14 protein-coding genes are annotated in these 15,521 nt (G+C 34.3%); 13 read left to right on the top strand and 1 reads right to left on the bottom strand.

Annotated features, from left to right (window positions below):
- Positions 1 to 262 precede the first annotated feature (262 nt).
- From EYY60_RS02290 to EYY60_RS02230, 13 genes are all read left to right on the top strand, one after another.
- Positions 263 to 3,052: a TonB-dependent receptor domain-containing protein gene (locus EYY60_RS02290; RefSeq protein ID WP_132987789.1), complete on the top strand. Its 2,790-nt coding sequence runs from the start codon at positions 263 to 265 to the stop codon at positions 3,050 to 3,052.
- Between the two features lie 89 nt (positions 3,053 to 3,141).
- Positions 3,142 to 4,611, top strand: a complete 1,470-nt coding sequence (locus EYY60_RS02285) for an SGNH/GDSL hydrolase family protein (RefSeq protein ID WP_132987788.1) — start codon at positions 3,142 to 3,144, stop codon at positions 4,609 to 4,611.
- Positions 4,612 to 4,845: 234 nt separating this feature from the next.
- Positions 4,846 to 6,357, top strand: coding sequence for a F0F1 ATP synthase subunit beta (gene atpD / locus EYY60_RS02280; RefSeq protein WP_026727486.1), 1,512 nt, complete (start codon positions 4,846 to 4,848; stop codon positions 6,355 to 6,357).
- A gap of 81 nt (positions 6,358 to 6,438) precedes the next feature.
- Positions 6,439 to 6,720, top strand: coding sequence for a F0F1 ATP synthase subunit epsilon (locus tag EYY60_RS02275; protein ID WP_132987787.1), 282 nt, complete (start codon positions 6,439 to 6,441; stop codon positions 6,718 to 6,720).
- A 211-nt stretch (positions 6,721 to 6,931) separates the two neighbouring features.
- Positions 6,932 to 7,570 carry an NAD(P)-dependent oxidoreductase gene (locus EYY60_RS02270; protein WP_132987786.1) on the top strand — a complete coding sequence of 213 codons (639 nt, stop codon included), beginning with the start codon at positions 6,932 to 6,934 and terminating at the stop codon, positions 7,568 to 7,570.
- Positions 7,571 to 7,647: 77 nt separating this feature from the next.
- Complete coding sequence (locus EYY60_RS02265) at positions 7,648 to 8,802, top strand: aminotransferase class I/II-fold pyridoxal phosphate-dependent enzyme (protein ID WP_132987785.1); 1,155 nt, start codon at positions 7,648 to 7,650, stop codon at positions 8,800 to 8,802.
- Positions 8,803 to 9,027: 225 nt separating this feature from the next.
- Positions 9,028 to 9,225, top strand: a complete 198-nt coding sequence (locus EYY60_RS02260) for a hypothetical protein (RefSeq protein ID WP_132987784.1) — start codon at positions 9,028 to 9,030, stop codon at positions 9,223 to 9,225.
- Positions 9,226 to 9,312: 87 nt separating this feature from the next.
- Positions 9,313 to 10,176, top strand: a complete 864-nt coding sequence (locus EYY60_RS02255) for a TraB/GumN family protein (protein WP_132987783.1) — start codon at positions 9,313 to 9,315, stop codon at positions 10,174 to 10,176.
- A 79-nt stretch (positions 10,177 to 10,255) separates the two neighbouring features.
- Positions 10,256 to 10,687: an RNA polymerase sigma factor gene (locus EYY60_RS02250; RefSeq protein WP_394346635.1), complete on the top strand. Its 432-nt coding sequence runs from the start codon at positions 10,256 to 10,258 to the stop codon at positions 10,685 to 10,687.
- Positions 10,677 to 11,294, top strand: a complete 618-nt coding sequence (locus EYY60_RS02245; RefSeq protein WP_132987782.1) for a hypothetical protein — start codon at positions 10,677 to 10,679, stop codon at positions 11,292 to 11,294. The genes EYY60_RS02250 and EYY60_RS02245 overlap by 11 nt, the downstream gene beginning before the upstream one ends.
- Before the next feature lie 160 nt (positions 11,295 to 11,454).
- Positions 11,455 to 12,072 carry a dethiobiotin synthase gene (gene bioD / locus EYY60_RS02240; RefSeq protein WP_132987781.1) on the top strand — a complete coding sequence of 206 codons (618 nt, stop codon included), beginning with the start codon at positions 11,455 to 11,457 and terminating at the stop codon, positions 12,070 to 12,072.
- Positions 12,073 to 12,170: 98 nt separating this feature from the next.
- Positions 12,171 to 13,442 carry an adenosylmethionine--8-amino-7-oxononanoate transaminase gene (bioA, locus tag EYY60_RS02235; RefSeq protein WP_132987780.1) on the top strand — a complete coding sequence of 424 codons (1,272 nt, stop codon included), beginning with the start codon at positions 12,171 to 12,173 and terminating at the stop codon, positions 13,440 to 13,442.
- A 173-nt stretch (positions 13,443 to 13,615) separates the two neighbouring features.
- Complete coding sequence (locus tag EYY60_RS02230) at positions 13,616 to 14,785, top strand: beta-ketoacyl synthase N-terminal-like domain-containing protein (RefSeq protein ID WP_132987779.1); 1,170 nt, start codon at positions 13,616 to 13,618, stop codon at positions 14,783 to 14,785.
- Positions 14,786 to 14,855: 70 nt separating this feature from the next.
- On the opposite strand, the gene EYY60_RS02225 is transcribed toward EYY60_RS02230, so the two are convergent.
- Positions 14,856 to 15,521, bottom strand: a 666-nt coding sequence (locus tag EYY60_RS02225) for a T9SS sorting signal type C domain-containing protein (RefSeq protein ID WP_132987778.1), incomplete at its 5' end; no start/stop codon positions are given.

The following is a 15,521-nucleotide window of genomic DNA, read 5'->3' as shown; positions in this document are numbered from 1 at the left end:
CGCTTTTTTTTATTGTCGAATTTTTTTTCTGACCCCGTTATTTTTATTAAATCCTCATTTTTTTAATCAAATTTTATATGTATGCATACTATTTAAGATTTGAAAAGCCCTGTTCTTGCTGTTAATTGAATAAAACATAATGAGAAAAAGTTAAAATACTAACAAAATTTATGCGGTATATTAATTTTTTTTAACGTTTTTTTATTAATCTCAAAAATATTTGTATTTTGGCTATATAAACTAACCAAAAACCTAACCCAAAATGAGAATCTACTTGCTGATTATGTTGTTTTTCTGTGGCGTTTCTTTTGCGCAGAATACGATTACTGGTTCTGTTACCGATAGTAACAAACAATCTATTCCTGGTGCCAACATTAATATTGTAGGAAGTTCAACTGGAACTTCGACCGATTTTGATGGTACGTTTAAGTTGAATACTACTTCAAAACCACCTTTTACTATTAAGGTTTCTGCAGTAGGTTTTGAAACAAAAACAATTAGTGTTGCGTCTTTAAGCCAAAAAATTGATGTAGTCCTAAAGGATGAGGAGAATAAATTGGATGAAATTGTAGTTTCGGCTTCCAGAACTCCTGAAAGGATTATTGAGTCGCCTGTAACTGTTGAAAGAATGGGAATTCAGGAAATTAAAAATACAACAGCGGCAACTTTTTATGATGGTTTGGAGAATTTGAAAGAGGTGCATTTTAATACCAGCAGTATCTCATTCAAATCTGTCAATACTCGTGGTTTTGCTACGGTTGCAAATACGCGTTTTATGCAATTAGTTGATGGGATGGATAACTCATCACCAGCATTAAATTTTGTTTTGGGGAATTTAATTGGTGTTTCTGATATTGATGTTGCGAGTGTTGAGCTTTTGCCTGGAGCATCTTCAGCACTTTACGGAGCAAATGCATTTAATGGTATTATGTTTATGAGCAGCAAAAGTCCTTTTACAAATGAAGGAATTAGTGTTTACTATAAATACGGACAAACATCTCAGGATGTTGCCGGAACTAATGATTATAATGATTTCGGAATTAGAGCTGCAAAAGCATTTACAGAGACTTTTGCTTTAAAAGCGAATTTCACTTATATGGAAGCAACGGAATGGATTGCTGCGGATAAAAGAAGTATGACGGCAGGAGGTGACAGCCATGCGGTAAATCAGAATTATGATGGATTGAACATTTATGGTGACGAGGTAACTACATTTATTCCAAATGTTGGGCAAGTAAGTAGAACTGGATATCGTGAACAAGACTTGACTGATAATAAAGTTAAAAGTATGAAAGCTGATTTCAGTGCACATTTCAAGCCATGGAAAGACGATACTGAATTTATTTTACAATATAAAATTGGTACAGGAAGTACAATTTATCAAGGTGCAAACAGATATGCATTAAAAGATTTCTTAATGCAACAAGGGAAATTTGAGGTAAAAGGTAAAAACTTCTTTGGTAGAGTTTATTTTACAAGTGAAGATGCTGGAGATTCTTACGATATGAGATTCGCGGCCTGGAACGTAAACAGAGCGGCAAAATCAGACCAAGAATGGTTTACTAATTATGCAACAGCTTATCAATATTCTGGAGCGGTAATGGGAACAAATGCAAACGAATCTGCTGCTATTGCGAGAAATTTTGCAGATTACAATATTCTTCCTCCTGCACTTTCTTTCCTTCCAAAGCCAACAGGTTCTGCTAGATTTGAACCAGGTTCTTCACAGTTTAACAGTGCTCTAGCAAAAGTAATTGTAAATCCTGATTTGACTCAGGGAGCGAAATTTATAGATCATTCAAAATTATACCATTCAGATGTGAATTATAATTTTAGAGATTTGGTTAAATGGGCAGAAATTCAAGTAGGTGGTTCTTGGAGAAAATACATCATGGATTCAGAAGGAACTATTTTTACCGATTATGACGGTCCGATTGAATATAAAGAATACGGAGCTTATGCGCAATTGCAAAAAAAATGGTTAGACGACAGATTGAAATTTACGGGATCTTTGCGTTATGACAAAAGCCAGAATTTTGATGGAAATATTTCTCCAAGAGTATCGTTTACATACGCTGCAGGAGAATCAAAAAGACATAATTTCAGAGCGTCATACCAAACAGGTTTCCGTAACCCAACAACACAAGATCAGTATATTGGTTTAGATTTAGGGCCATTCGCTTTGATTGGTTCAGCGCCTGAAAACTTAGATAGATTCCAAGAAACTATGCCAGTGAGTTTAGCGGGTCAAGCATTGGGGGTTCCTGCGACTGTTAATTTATCAGGTCAAAACGCATATCACAATGCATATACATTAGCTTCAGTTCAGGCTTTTGCTGCTTCAGCAAATCCTGCAGATCTTCAAGTGGCTAACATTGGTTTAGTGAAACCAGAGCAAGTTCAGGCTTTTGAGGTTGGATATCGTTCTGTAGTTCAAAATGATTTGTCAATCGATTTGAATGCTTATTACAATATTTATAATGACTTTATGAATACAGCAAGGGTAATTTCTCCTTACTATGGTACTGTAGGAACAAATGCTGCAGATCCAAATGTTCAAATGACTTATGCTGCATTGGCTTTTGGAGACAGAAGAGTGTATCAAGTTTATACAAACACAACGGCGCAAATTTCATCATTTGGTTTCGGAGTTGGTTTGTCTAAAAAAGTTTATAAAGATTTTGAAGTTGGTGTGAATTATAATTATGCTCAATTTGATTTTGATCAATCAGAAGATCCAGGTTTTGTGGCTGGATTTAACACTCCAAAACATAGAATTAAAGCTTCTCTTGGAAATGCAAAAGTGGCTAAAAATTTAGGATTTAATGTAAATGTGAGATGGAATACAGAATATTTATGGCAATCTTCTTTTGGAGACGGAATGATTCCAGAAAATACTGTTCTTGATGCACAAGTTAATTATGCTTTGCCAAAACTTAAATCGGTTATTAAAGTTGGAGCAACTAACCTTTTCGGAAAAGATTATATTCAAGTAATTGGTGCCGGAGCAATTGGTCAGATGTGGTTTGCTTCTTGGACAATCAATCCATAATTAAAAGAAGTTAATTTGATGAAGTGGGTTTTCTTTTCTTCTGATGAAAATGAATGGAAAGAAGTAATAATTTTTAAATTTTAAATGACATGAAAAAAAATATAAAATGGCTTTTATTGGTTTCTTTAACCTTTATGGCAGCATGTAATAGTGATGACAGTGATACACCAGCAGAAGTGCCGGTTGTTCCTGGGTCGGCGGTTTTTACTAAATATGTAGCGCTTGGAGATTCTTTTGCGGCGGGATACAGTGATAACGCTTTGTTTATAAAAGGACAGGGTAATGCATATCCGAATATTTTAGCACAGCAGTTTGTTGCTGCAGGAGGAGGAGAATTTAAAACGCCTTTAACGAATGACAATATTGGGGGTTTGCTTTTAGGTGGTAACGTTATTGCGGGTACGCGTATGTATTTTAATGGTCAGGCGCCAGTTAACGTTGCAGGGAAGCCTACAACTGAAGTTACATCACATCTCTCAGGTGCATTTAATAACATGGGGGTTCCGGGAGCAAAAAGTTATCACTTGATTGCGGCAGGTTACGGAAATACTGCTGGAGTTGCTTCGGGTTTAGCTAATCCGTATTTTGCTAGATTCTCAAGTGCTCCATCTACAACTGTTTTGGCAGATGCAATGGCGCAAAATCCAACTTTCTTTTCTTTGTTTATTGGAGGAAATGATGTCTTGGCATATGCAACTTCTGGAGGAACTGGGAAAGATCAGACTGGAAATATGGATCCTTCAACTTATGGAGGAAGTGACATAACAGATCCAGCTGTTTTCAAAACTGTTTTTACGAATTTAGCAACAGCTTTGACTTCAAAAGGAGCAAAAGGTGTTGTGGCTAATTTGCCTTATATCACAAGTTTGCCTTATTTTATAACTGTACCTTATAATCCAGCTACACTTACGGCTACTTTAGCAACTCAATTGAATGCTGGTTATGCAGCATATAATGGAGGTTTGCAGCAAATGGTTGCTAATAAATTGTTGACAGCTGATGAAGCCGCTAGAAGAACAATTAATTTTAAAGCAGGAAGTAATGCAGTTGTTTTGGTTGATAGCTATTTGACTAATCTTTCTGCTTATGGTATTCCGTCATACAGACAAGCTACAAAAGAGGATTTAGTTGTTTTGTCGGCAAGAACATTCATAGGGACTACTGTTGGAGGAGACCCAACAAAAGTAAATGGGCTTTCAGTGCCATTGGCAGACAGCTGGGTTTTGACAAAAGACGAAGTTGCTGAAGTTAAAAAAGCAACAGATGCATATAATGTCGCAATTCAAGCAGTTGCTGCTGAAAAAGGCTTAGCTTTCGTGGATACAAGATCAGTTTTGACGCAGTTGTCAAGCGGAGGAATTAAATTTGGAAACTATGTAATGTCATCTACATATGTTACTGGAGGGGCGTTCTCTTTAGACGGAGTTCATCCAAGTGCAAGAGGTTATGGTTTGATCGCTAATATCTTTATCGATGCAATCAATGCAAAATATGGTTCTACATTGCGCCATGTTGATTTGGCTTTATATCCAATTCAATATCCGCAAACAATTCAATAAAGCCAATTTTTTTTAGTAAGAAAGTCACTCATTTTTAAAATGCAGTGGCTTTTTTTTATAGTGTTAAAATTTACTGTTTTAGTTATTTGAAGCCCAACTTTTAGGAATCAAACAAAATGATGGTATTTTTTATGAAAAAAAAATTGATTTTATATTTTAAAAAATTATCTTTGCGCTCTGAAAAAAGAGGTATTTTCGATAAACCTAAATAGCTATTTAATAAATACATAAGTAATGTCAAAAGTAATAGGAAAAGTTGCTCAAATCATTGGACCAGTAGTTGACGTAGTTTTCAACGGTAAGGATGTTGAACTTCCAAAAATTTATGATTCATTAGAAATCACAAAAAAAGATGGAACTTTATTAGTTCTAGAAGTACAATCTCACATTGGAGAAAACACTGTACGTACAATCTCTATGGACTCTACAGACGGTTTGTCAAGAGGATATGAGGTAGTTGGAACTGGTAACCCAATCCAAATGCCAATCGGTCCAGATGTATATGGAAGATTATTTAATGTTGTTGGAGATGCAATTGATGGTTTAGGTGAATTGCCAAAAACTGGAGAAAACGGTTTGCCAATCCACAGACAAGCTCCAAAATTCGAAGATTTATCAACTTCATCTGAAGTTTTATTCACAGGTATCAAAGTAATCGATTTGATCGAGCCTTATGCAAAAGGAGGTAAAATTGGATTGTTTGGTGGTGCTGGTGTTGGTAAAACAGTATTGATTCAGGAGTTGATCAACAATATCGCAAAAGGTCACGGTGGACTTTCAGTATTCGCTGGAGTAGGTGAAAGAACACGTGAAGGAAATGACTTGCTTCGTGAGATGTTAGAGTCAGGAATTATTAAATACGGTGATGATTTCATGCACTCTATGGAAAATGGAGGATGGGATTTATCTAAAGTAGATATGCCAGGAATGAGAGAGTCTAAAGCTACTTTCGTTTTCGGACAAATGAATGAGCCACCTGGAGCTCGTGCACGTGTGGCACTTTCAGGATTATCTATCGCTGAGTATTTCCGTGATGGAGCTGGATCTGACCAAGGTAAAGATGTATTGTTCTTCGTTGATAACATCTTCCGTTTTACTCAAGCAGGTTCTGAGGTATCAGCACTTTTAGGACGTATGCCATCTGCGGTAGGTTACCAACCAACATTGGCAACTGAGATGGGTGCAATGCAAGAGCGTATTACATCTACAAACAAAGGATCTATTACGTCTGTACAAGCGGTTTACGTTCCTGCGGATGACTTAACTGACCCTGCGCCGGCTACAACTTTCGCGCACTTAGATGCTACAACTGTATTGTCTCGTAAAATTGCTGAGCTAGGTATCTATCCTGCGGTTGACCCGTTAGATTCTACTTCAAGAATTTTAACTCCACACATCTTAGGAGATGAGCACTACAACTGTGCACAAAGAGTAAAAGAAATTCTTCAAAAATACAAACAATTACAAGATATCATCGCAATCTTAGGTATGGAAGAGTTATCTGAAGAAGATAAACTTGCAGTATCTAGAGCACGTCGTGTACAACGTTTCTTGTCTCAGCCATTCCACGTAGCAGAGCAATTTACAGGTATCCCAGGTGTATTAGTTGATATTAAAGATACTATCAAAGGTTTCAATATGATTATCGATGGTGAGTTAGATCACCTTCCAGAAGCGGCTTTCAACTTGAAAGGTTCTATTCAAGATGCAATCGAAGCTGGAGAGAAAATGTTAGCTGAAGCGTAATAATTTGGTTGTTAGTTGTTAGTTGTCAGTTGTTAGAAAGCAGCCATCAACCATCAACCATCAACTATAAACTAAAAAAACATGATTTTAGAAATAGTATCACCAGAGGCAAAATTATTTTCAGGAGAAGTAACTTCGGTTACAGTTCCTGGGGTTGATGGAAGCTTTCAGATCTTAAATAATCACGCACCTATTGTTTCTACTCTTGAGAAAGGAACTGTAAAAATTGCAGCATCTAGCTTTAATTTTTCTAAAGAGGTAGCAGATAAATTTTCGAAAGTTAATGACCAAACTTATACATTAGAGATCACGTCAGGTACTATCGAAATGAAAGACAATAAAGTAATTGTTTTAGTTGACTAAAAACAGTTTCGAAATAATTTTAAAACCATTCGCGAAAGTGAATGGTTTTTTGTTTTTAAGTCTTTTTTGAAAATTATTTTTTACTTTTGAAATATTAAAATCTCTTTATAAAATATTGATTTTGTTGTAAAAGCTCAGTAAGCTTTTACAGTTTCGTTTTGTCAACAGGACAAAGCGCAATTGTTTATGTCAAATTTTATAAAAAAGATAAATGAAAAATATATCAAAAGTCGCTGTTCTTGGCGGTGCAGGAAGAACTGGAAACTATCTTATAAACCAGTTGTTGGAGAAAGGATTCAATGTAAAAGCATTAATCAGAAATCCTGATAAATTCACAAATCAAAATTCTAATTTAGAAATCATCAAAGGTGATGCTGTTGATGAGAATAGCATTCGGTTGTTGTTAAAAGATTGTGAAGCGGTGATTAGTACGATTGGTCAAAGACCAGGCGAAGCTATGGTTGCAAGTCAATCGGTGAAGAATGTACTTAAAATCATGAAGGAACAAGAAATCGATCGATTTGTTTTATTGGCGGGGCTCAACATTGATACGCCATTTGATAAAAAAAGCTCAAAAACGATTTTGGCTACCGACTGGATGAAAACTAATTTTCCATTAATTCAAGAAGATCGTCAGAAAGCTTATGATCTTTTGGTTCAAAGTGATATTAATTGGACACAAGTTCGTGTTCCATTTATTGAATTTGTTAGTAAGCGCTCTGAAATTGCGGTAAGTCTTGAAGATTGTTTAGGAGATAAAATCAGCTCCTTTGACATTGCTCGATTTATGGTAAAAGAAATGACCGAATCAAATTATGGCAGGCAATCGCCTTTTATAAGTACTAATTAAGATAAATTAGAAAGCAGCGGGAATATGAAATCCCGCTGTTTATTTATATCAAATTTCAATTTCATAACTTTGCTTTTATGAAATTACCTGAAAATCTTATTCAAAAGCTTGAAAACAGGAAGCAAAATAACTCGTTGAGAAAATTGCCAAGTTTTAATAATTTGGTTGATTTTTCGTCAAACGATTATATTGGTTTTTCTAAGTCGGAAGCTATTTTTAAACAGAGTCATCATTATTTAATTGAAAACGAAATTGTTCAAAATGGCGCGACTGGTTCTAGATTGATTTCAGGCAATCATTCTTTGTACCAAATAGCAGAAAATTTTATAACGCAATTTCATGAAGCTGAAGACGCTTTAATTTTTAATTCGGGTTATGATGCTAATGCGGGTTTTTTTAGCGCTGTACCGCAACGAAATGATGTTATTTTGTATGATGAATTAAGTCATGCATCAATACGAGATGGAATTACAATGTCTAATGCTAAATCGTATAAATTCAATCATAATGATTTTGAGGATTTAGAACGATTAATTCTTAAATTCCAATTTTCTAAATCGGAAACTCCAACTAATATTTATATCGTTACTGAAACGGTTTTTTCAATGGATGGCGACAGTCCAAATCTCGAAGAATTAGTGCAGTTGTCTGAAAAATACAATTGTTATTTAGTCGTTGATGAAGCACATACTTTAGGTGTTTTTGGAGAAAAAGGCGAAGGACTTATGCAAAATCTTCAATTGCATAACAGAATTTTTGCCCGAATAATGACTTTCGGGAAAGGTCTGGGTTGTCATGGTGCTGTTGTGCTTGGAAGTCCTGAACTCAAAGAGTATTTAGTCAACTTTGCAAGAAGCTTTATTTATACTACAGGATTATCTCCGCATTCTGTTGCTACAATTTTGACTGCTTATCAGCATTTGGAGATTGAAAAAGAAATGATTGACAAACTCCGTCAAAACATCGTATTCTTTAATCAGCAGAAAAATTTGCTTGGCTTAAAGCCAATGTTTGTACGAAGTAAATCGGCAATTCAGTCAGCTATTATTCCCGGCAATGAAAATGTAAAACGAATTGCACAGCAATTGCAGGATAAAGGTTTTGATGTCAAAGCTATTTTGTCGCCTACTGTTCCGGAAGGTCAGGAACGACTTCGTTTTTGTATTCATAGTTATAATACTGAGGAAGAAATTAATCAGATTTTAGAATTTCTTAGAGATTTTATTTTTTAGTTATTTCACAGAGATACACAAAAGAAACACAAAGATTTACAAAGCTAATTTTGAGAATCTTTGTGTTTTTTTTCTTTGTGAATCTCTGTGCAAAAAAAAAATATTCTCTTCTGAAGTGCTTTGTTTGCTCGCTTTCTTAAAAAATTTTAAAATTTTTTATTTTTTTTTGTAACGTTTTGATTGTTTGGTCACTTACGAGCCGTAATCAAATAAATCAAAATAATTATGAAAACTACATCAACTTCTGTTAGCGAAAAAAAATCAGCTTACATATTTATCTTTTTAACCTCTTTGGGACTTGGATATGTTTTAGCAAAACAATTTATTTTTGGTAAACCAGACAACGGTTCGCTTGTGCCAATGATCTGTTTATTTGTTGCATCGATTGCCTCTTGGCTTCGAAAAAAGTACAGTAAAAAATAACTGGATTTCAATCATCAATCAAATCATTATTAGTCAATCAAACAATTAATCAAATCAATCATCAATCAATTTTAATCAATCAAAATCATGAAAAATTTAATCACATCAGTTATAGCAATTATTGTACTTGTTTTTAGTTCATCTGCGCAAGCACAAACAAAATCTCCAAAACTTGAAAACTCTCTTTTATGGGAAGTTTCAGGAAATGGTTTAGAAAAACCTTCTTATGTTTACGGAACAATTCATTCTATTTGCCCGACCGATTATTTTTTATCGGAAAAAACAAAAAAAGCATTTGAGAAATCAGAGAAATTAATTGTCGAAATCAACTTTTCTGATCCAAATGAAATGGCCGATGTACAAAAATTAGCATTATCTTCAGAGCCGTTAAGCAAAAAATTAACACCAGAGCAATTTTCTAAGTTAGATTTAATTTTACAGAAAACTGCTGGATTAAAATTGCAACAGCTCGATAATTATAGTTTAGCAACCATAATGAGCTTAATTTCGATGAAGGCATTTGATTGTGAAATATTAAAATCTTACGAAATGGAATTTATGTCTTTGGCGAAAAGTGAGAATAAAGAGATTGCAGGTTTCGAAACGGTAAAAGGACAGTTAAATACATTGTCTAATGCTTACAGTGACGCTGAATTAATAGCAACTATAGAAGATATAAACAAGGAAGAAACAAAAAAAATGGTTCAAGACTATAAAGATGAAAACTTGCTTAATCTTTATGATGATACCGCAAGTGAAAAAGAAATGAGCAACAATACCAAAAAATGGATGTTGGATGATAGAAACAAGGATTGGGTGCAAAAAATGTCTGGCATGATGAAAAAGGAAAGTTTATTTGTGGCGGTTGGTTCAGCACATTTAGTAGGTGAGCAAGGAGTACTTTATTTATTAAAAAAAGCAGGATATATTGTAAAACCAGTAATGAACTAAAACTATTTTGAAAGAGAAGGAACAAGAGTTTTTAAATCGGATAGAAAGTCACAAGGGAATTCTGTACAAGGTTTCAAAAATGTACATGGATAATTATGATGATCAGCAGGATTTATTTCAGGAAATTGTCTGCCAGCTTTGGAAATCGTATGAAACATTTCGCAATGAAAGCCAGTTTTCGACCTGGATGTATCGGGTGGCCGTAAATACCGCAATTGTTTTCCTTAGAAAAGAAAAACGAAAGGTTGACAAATACGAAATTGCATCAGAAAATATTAAAGATGATGAAGGCGATTCACATATAAAAGAAAGTCAGCTCGATCATTTTTACAAAGCAGTTCAGAAATTGGAAAAAATTGATAAGGCTATCATTTTCTATCAGTTAGAAGGTTTTTCTCATAAAGAAATCGGCGAAAATCTCGGAATTTCAGAAGGAAATGCCAGAGTGAAATTGAATAGAGCAAAAGAAAAATTAAAAGAAATAATTAAAAATCAAGGATATGGATTTTAACGATATACAAAACGCATGGAACAGCGAAAAGACCGATAATGTAGTTCTTCCAGATAATTTAGAAAAAATACAATCGGTGAATACGCCTTTGGATAAAATCAGAAAAAATTTAAAAAAAGAATGCATAGTTCAATTAGTTTCGATGATTTTAGTCCCGATAATTCCGTTAATTATCGATTTGAAATATGGTTTTTTTCTTGCATATTATTTGCTTTATGCAGTTTCAATAATAATCTCAGTTGGATTCACAATAAGATTATATATGTATTATAAGAATTTTGCAAATGTTGCGGCAACAACTAAAGATAATTTATATGAGATATATTATAACATAAGGCTGTTTATTGAAACTTATAAATCATGTAGTTATACCTTTTTTCCTTTTGGACTATTTTATATGTTTTTATTGCCTTTAGGAAAAAAATCGGGGAAACTTTTAAATCTTATTTTAAATTCAAATAAAGAATATGTTGCAGTAATTTTTATATTGATCGTTTTCGTATTTATGATTTTGATGTGGTTTATGACAGAAGGACATACAAAATTATTTTACGGAAAATATGCCAAAGAAATCAAGAAAGTAATCGACGAACTGAAAGAAGAGTAAAATGGAACCCATCGCAATTGATGGGTTTGTTGTTTTTATTGGTATTTTTGCAAAGAATATTACAGGGAGATTCGCAAAGAATACACCAGGGTTCACAAAGTTTTTTTACTCTTTGTGTTGTTTTGTGTTTTCTTTACGAATCTCTGAGAAACAACAATCTATGAAAATATTTATTACAGGAATTTCAACCGATGTTGGCAAAACAGTAGCATCGACAATTGTCGTTGAAGCTTTAGAAGCTGATTATTGGAAACCGATACAAGCCGGAGATTTAGATTTGAGTGACATGCACAAAGTAAAATCTAAAATTTCAAACTCTAAATCTCAATTTTTCCCAAATGCCTATGAGTTGAATACACCTGCAAGTCCGCATTTAGCGGCTGAAATTGACAGAATCGAAATTGATTTGAAGAAAATTCAAGAGCCAAAAACAGAAAATCATTTGGTGATTGAAGGCGCGGGCGGCATTTTTGTTCCGTTAAACGAAAAAGATACTATTGCCGATTTGATTCAGAAGGATTATAAAGTAATTGTGGTTTCAAGACATTATCTCGGAAGTATCAATCACACTCTACTGACTATTGAGGCCATTCAGAATCGTGGTTTTCAAGTCGACGGAATTATCTTCAGCGGAAGCGAAAATAAATCAACAGAAAGTTTGATTCTGAATAAAACCGGAATCAAATGCATCGGAAGAATTGATGAAGAACCATATTTCGATCAAAACGTAATTAAAGAATACGCCGATTTGTTTCGAGAGAATCTATTGAATTTATAGAGTAAAGAATATAGAATAAAGAAAATAGACTTTCCTATCTTTGCTAAAACAATTGAGTTTAGTCTTTGTTCTATTCTCTTTCTTCTATTTTCTTAAAAATGACATTAACAGAAAAAGACAGTCAATACCTTTGGCATCCTTATACCCAGCACAAAACTTCAAAAACACCAATTGCGATTTCAAGAGGCGAAGGTGCATTGCTTTGGGACGAAAACAATAAAGAATATATCGATGCGATTGCATCTTGGTGGGTAAATCCGTTTGGGCACAGCAATAGATTTATTGCTGATGCGATTTACAAACAACTGACAACTTTAGAACACGTTTTGTTTGGTGGATTCACGCACGAACCAGCAATCAAAGTGGCTGAAAAGTTAATGGAAATTCTGCCAAAGAATCAGCAAAAAATCTTCTTTTCTGATAATGGTTCAACCGCGGTTGAAGTAGCAATAAAAGTAGCATTGCAGTATTTTTTTAATAAAGGCGAAAAACGAACTACGATAATTGCTTTCGAAAATGCTTTTCACGGAGATACTTTTGCCGCAATGGCTGCAAGTGGCATTTCATTTTATACGCAGGCTTTTCAAGGAATGTTTATCGATGTGGTCCGAATTCCGGTTCCAGTAAAAGGGGAAGAAGAGACCAGTTTTAAAGCGCTGAAAAATGCAATTGAAAATCATAATTGCGCCGGATTTATTTTCGAGCCTTTGGTACAAGGTGCAGCCGGAATGGTTATGTATGAGCCTGAAGCATTGGCGAAACTGATTGAAATTTGCAAAAAAAACAACGTTTTGACTATTGCTGATGAAGTAATGACAGGATTTGGTAAAACAGGAAAAACCTTTGCAATGGATTATGTCGATGCTGATCCGGATATGATTTGTTTGTCGAAAGCTTTAACCGGAGGAACAATTCCAATGGCGATTACTACTTTTACGCAAGAAGTTTTTGATGCTTTTTATGATGATGATATCAATAAAGCATTATTTCACGGTCATACTTTTACTGCAAATCCAACTGGGTGTGCAGCCGCTTTGGCAAGTATTGAATTGTTGCAAACAGATGAAATGCAGGCCAATATTCAAAGAATAAATAAAAGCCATTTAGAGTTTCAGAAGAAAATTCAAAATCACCCGAAAGTAACAACAGCTAGAACACTTGGAGTTATTTTTGCAGTGGAAATAAAATCAGATTCAGAAGAAAGTTATTATGGTTCAATGCGTACCAAATTGTATAATTTCTTTATTGAAAATGGAGTTGTTTTAAGACCGGTTGGGAATATTGTTTATATTTTACCACCGTATATAATGACTGACGAACAACTTCAGAAAGTTTATAAAACAATCGAAGAAGCGATTGAAATGGTGTAATGTTTTTTCAACATATAAGTGATTAAGTTCATTTAATAAAACCTTCTTAAATTTACTTATATCACTTATATGGTTTAATTTTGCACTCAAACTGAGCGAGCTTTGCGTAAACTTTTGCTCCCGATAGCTGTCGGGATTGCGGTTAATAATGCATCACGCATAAAAACATTATTTTGAATACAAATAAAATCTCCATAACGGCTTTTTCATCGATTTCTCCATTAGGAAATAATGCTGACGAAGTTTGGGAAAACTATCTAAACGGGAATCATTGTTTTTCAAAACAATTTTTGGATCAACAGCAAACTTCAACAGCTCCACTTAGCGAGGAATCGAAGCGAATTGTTGCTGAGTTAAGAGAATCTGATCCTAAATATAAGTTTTTGGATGATTCAGTATTATTTGCTTTGGTTGCTTCACGTAAAGCAGTAGAACAAGCTGGCTGGAATTCAGAGGATGTTTTCGGAATAAATATTGGATCTTCGAGAGGGGCTACAGATTTATTTGAAAAGCATTATAAAGAATATATCGATACTGGAAAAGCACAGACTTTAGCTTCTCCAACAACAACTTTAGGAAATATTTCATCTTGGATTGCTCATGATTTGCAGAGTGCTGGTCCTGAAATTTCGCATTCTATAACCTGTTCAACGGCACTTCATGCTTTGCTGAATGGCATTGCATGGCTAAAATCAGGAATGGCAGATAAATTTTTGGTGGGTGGAAGTGAAGCGCCATTGACCGACTTTACAATTGCTCAAATGAGAGCTTTGAAGATTTATTCGCGAATTGATCAAGATCAGGAAGCTTGGCCAAATTTGGCTTTTGATTTTGAGAAAACACAAAACACGATGATTTTGGGCGAAGGCGCCGCTGTGTGTTGTTTAGAAGCTGGAGAAAAAGATAATGCAATTGCTTATGTAACAGGAGTTGGTTATGCAACCGAAGTTTTGGAGCATAATATTTCGATTTCAGCCGAGGCTACTTGTTTTCAGAAATCAATGAAAATGGCTTTGGAAAATGAAGATATTCAAAATGTTGATGCGATCGTAATGCACGCGCCAGGAACGATTAAAGGTGATTTGACAGAACTTCGTGCAATCGAGAAGGTTTTCAGTTCTAATGTGCCATTATTGACGACAAATAAATGGAAAATCGGGCATACGTTTGGAGCTTCAGGGATATTGAGCTTAGAATTGGCTCTTTTGATGATGGAACATAATGCTTTTATTGGAGTTCCATTTGGAGAAAAACAAATTCAAACTAAACCAATTAAAAAAGTTTTGATAAACGCAGTTGGTTTTGGTGGGAATGCGGTTAGTGTTTTGATTGAAAAAAGATAATAACGTTTTGTAGAAATAAAAAAATCCAGTCTTATACAGACTGGATTTTTTTGTAAATTATTATTGTGAATTATTGAAAAACGATTTTTTTCGAAACAGTAAAATCGTTCTCCAAAGTGACTTTTACAATTAATACCTGATTGCTTGATTGTAAGTTTGGAATTTGCAATTCAGTTGAATTTACTTTTGTTTTGTTGTAAAGCAGTCTTCCTGAAATATCATAAATATTGACTTCTTTCAGATTTTCTTTAGATGAAAGTACTTTTACCGTTTTGTTTTTTACCGAAACTAAAACTCCATTTTCGATATTTTCAAAATCCCCAGTTCCTAAAGATTTATTAGTATAACGAAGTACAAAACGATCGCCGAAAGTTCCAATTTCAGTATTGAAGGTAAAGTTGCTCTTAGTTAAATCATGGATTGTTCCAGTCTTTTTATCTTCAATAAAAATGACTTGAGAAGTCATACTTCCATCAACATGATCGATCGAAATGGTGAAAGCACCTGCAATCGTTGTACGATAACCTAGTGGCACTTCATCAATATCTGTAAAAGGCAAAGCACGTCCTTGAATAACTAATTTTTGATTTTCATTAATACTATAAAAATCTAAATATTGATTTCCATCAAAAGTTTTTCCATCATATAATCTCTCATAGTTATTAGTTGCGCCTTCGATATAAGCCACTAATAATTGTTTGAAAGCTCCGCCATCGTTAGTCATATTCAACCAAAG

Origin of the sequence: Flavobacterium zhairuonense (assembly GCF_004352915.1) — a bacterium.
GTDB lineage: Bacteria > Bacteroidota > Bacteroidia > Flavobacteriales > Flavobacteriaceae > Flavobacterium > Flavobacterium zhairuonense.
The sequence above is the reverse complement of the archived record's forward strand: the minus strand, read 5'-3'. Positions and strand labels throughout refer to the sequence as shown.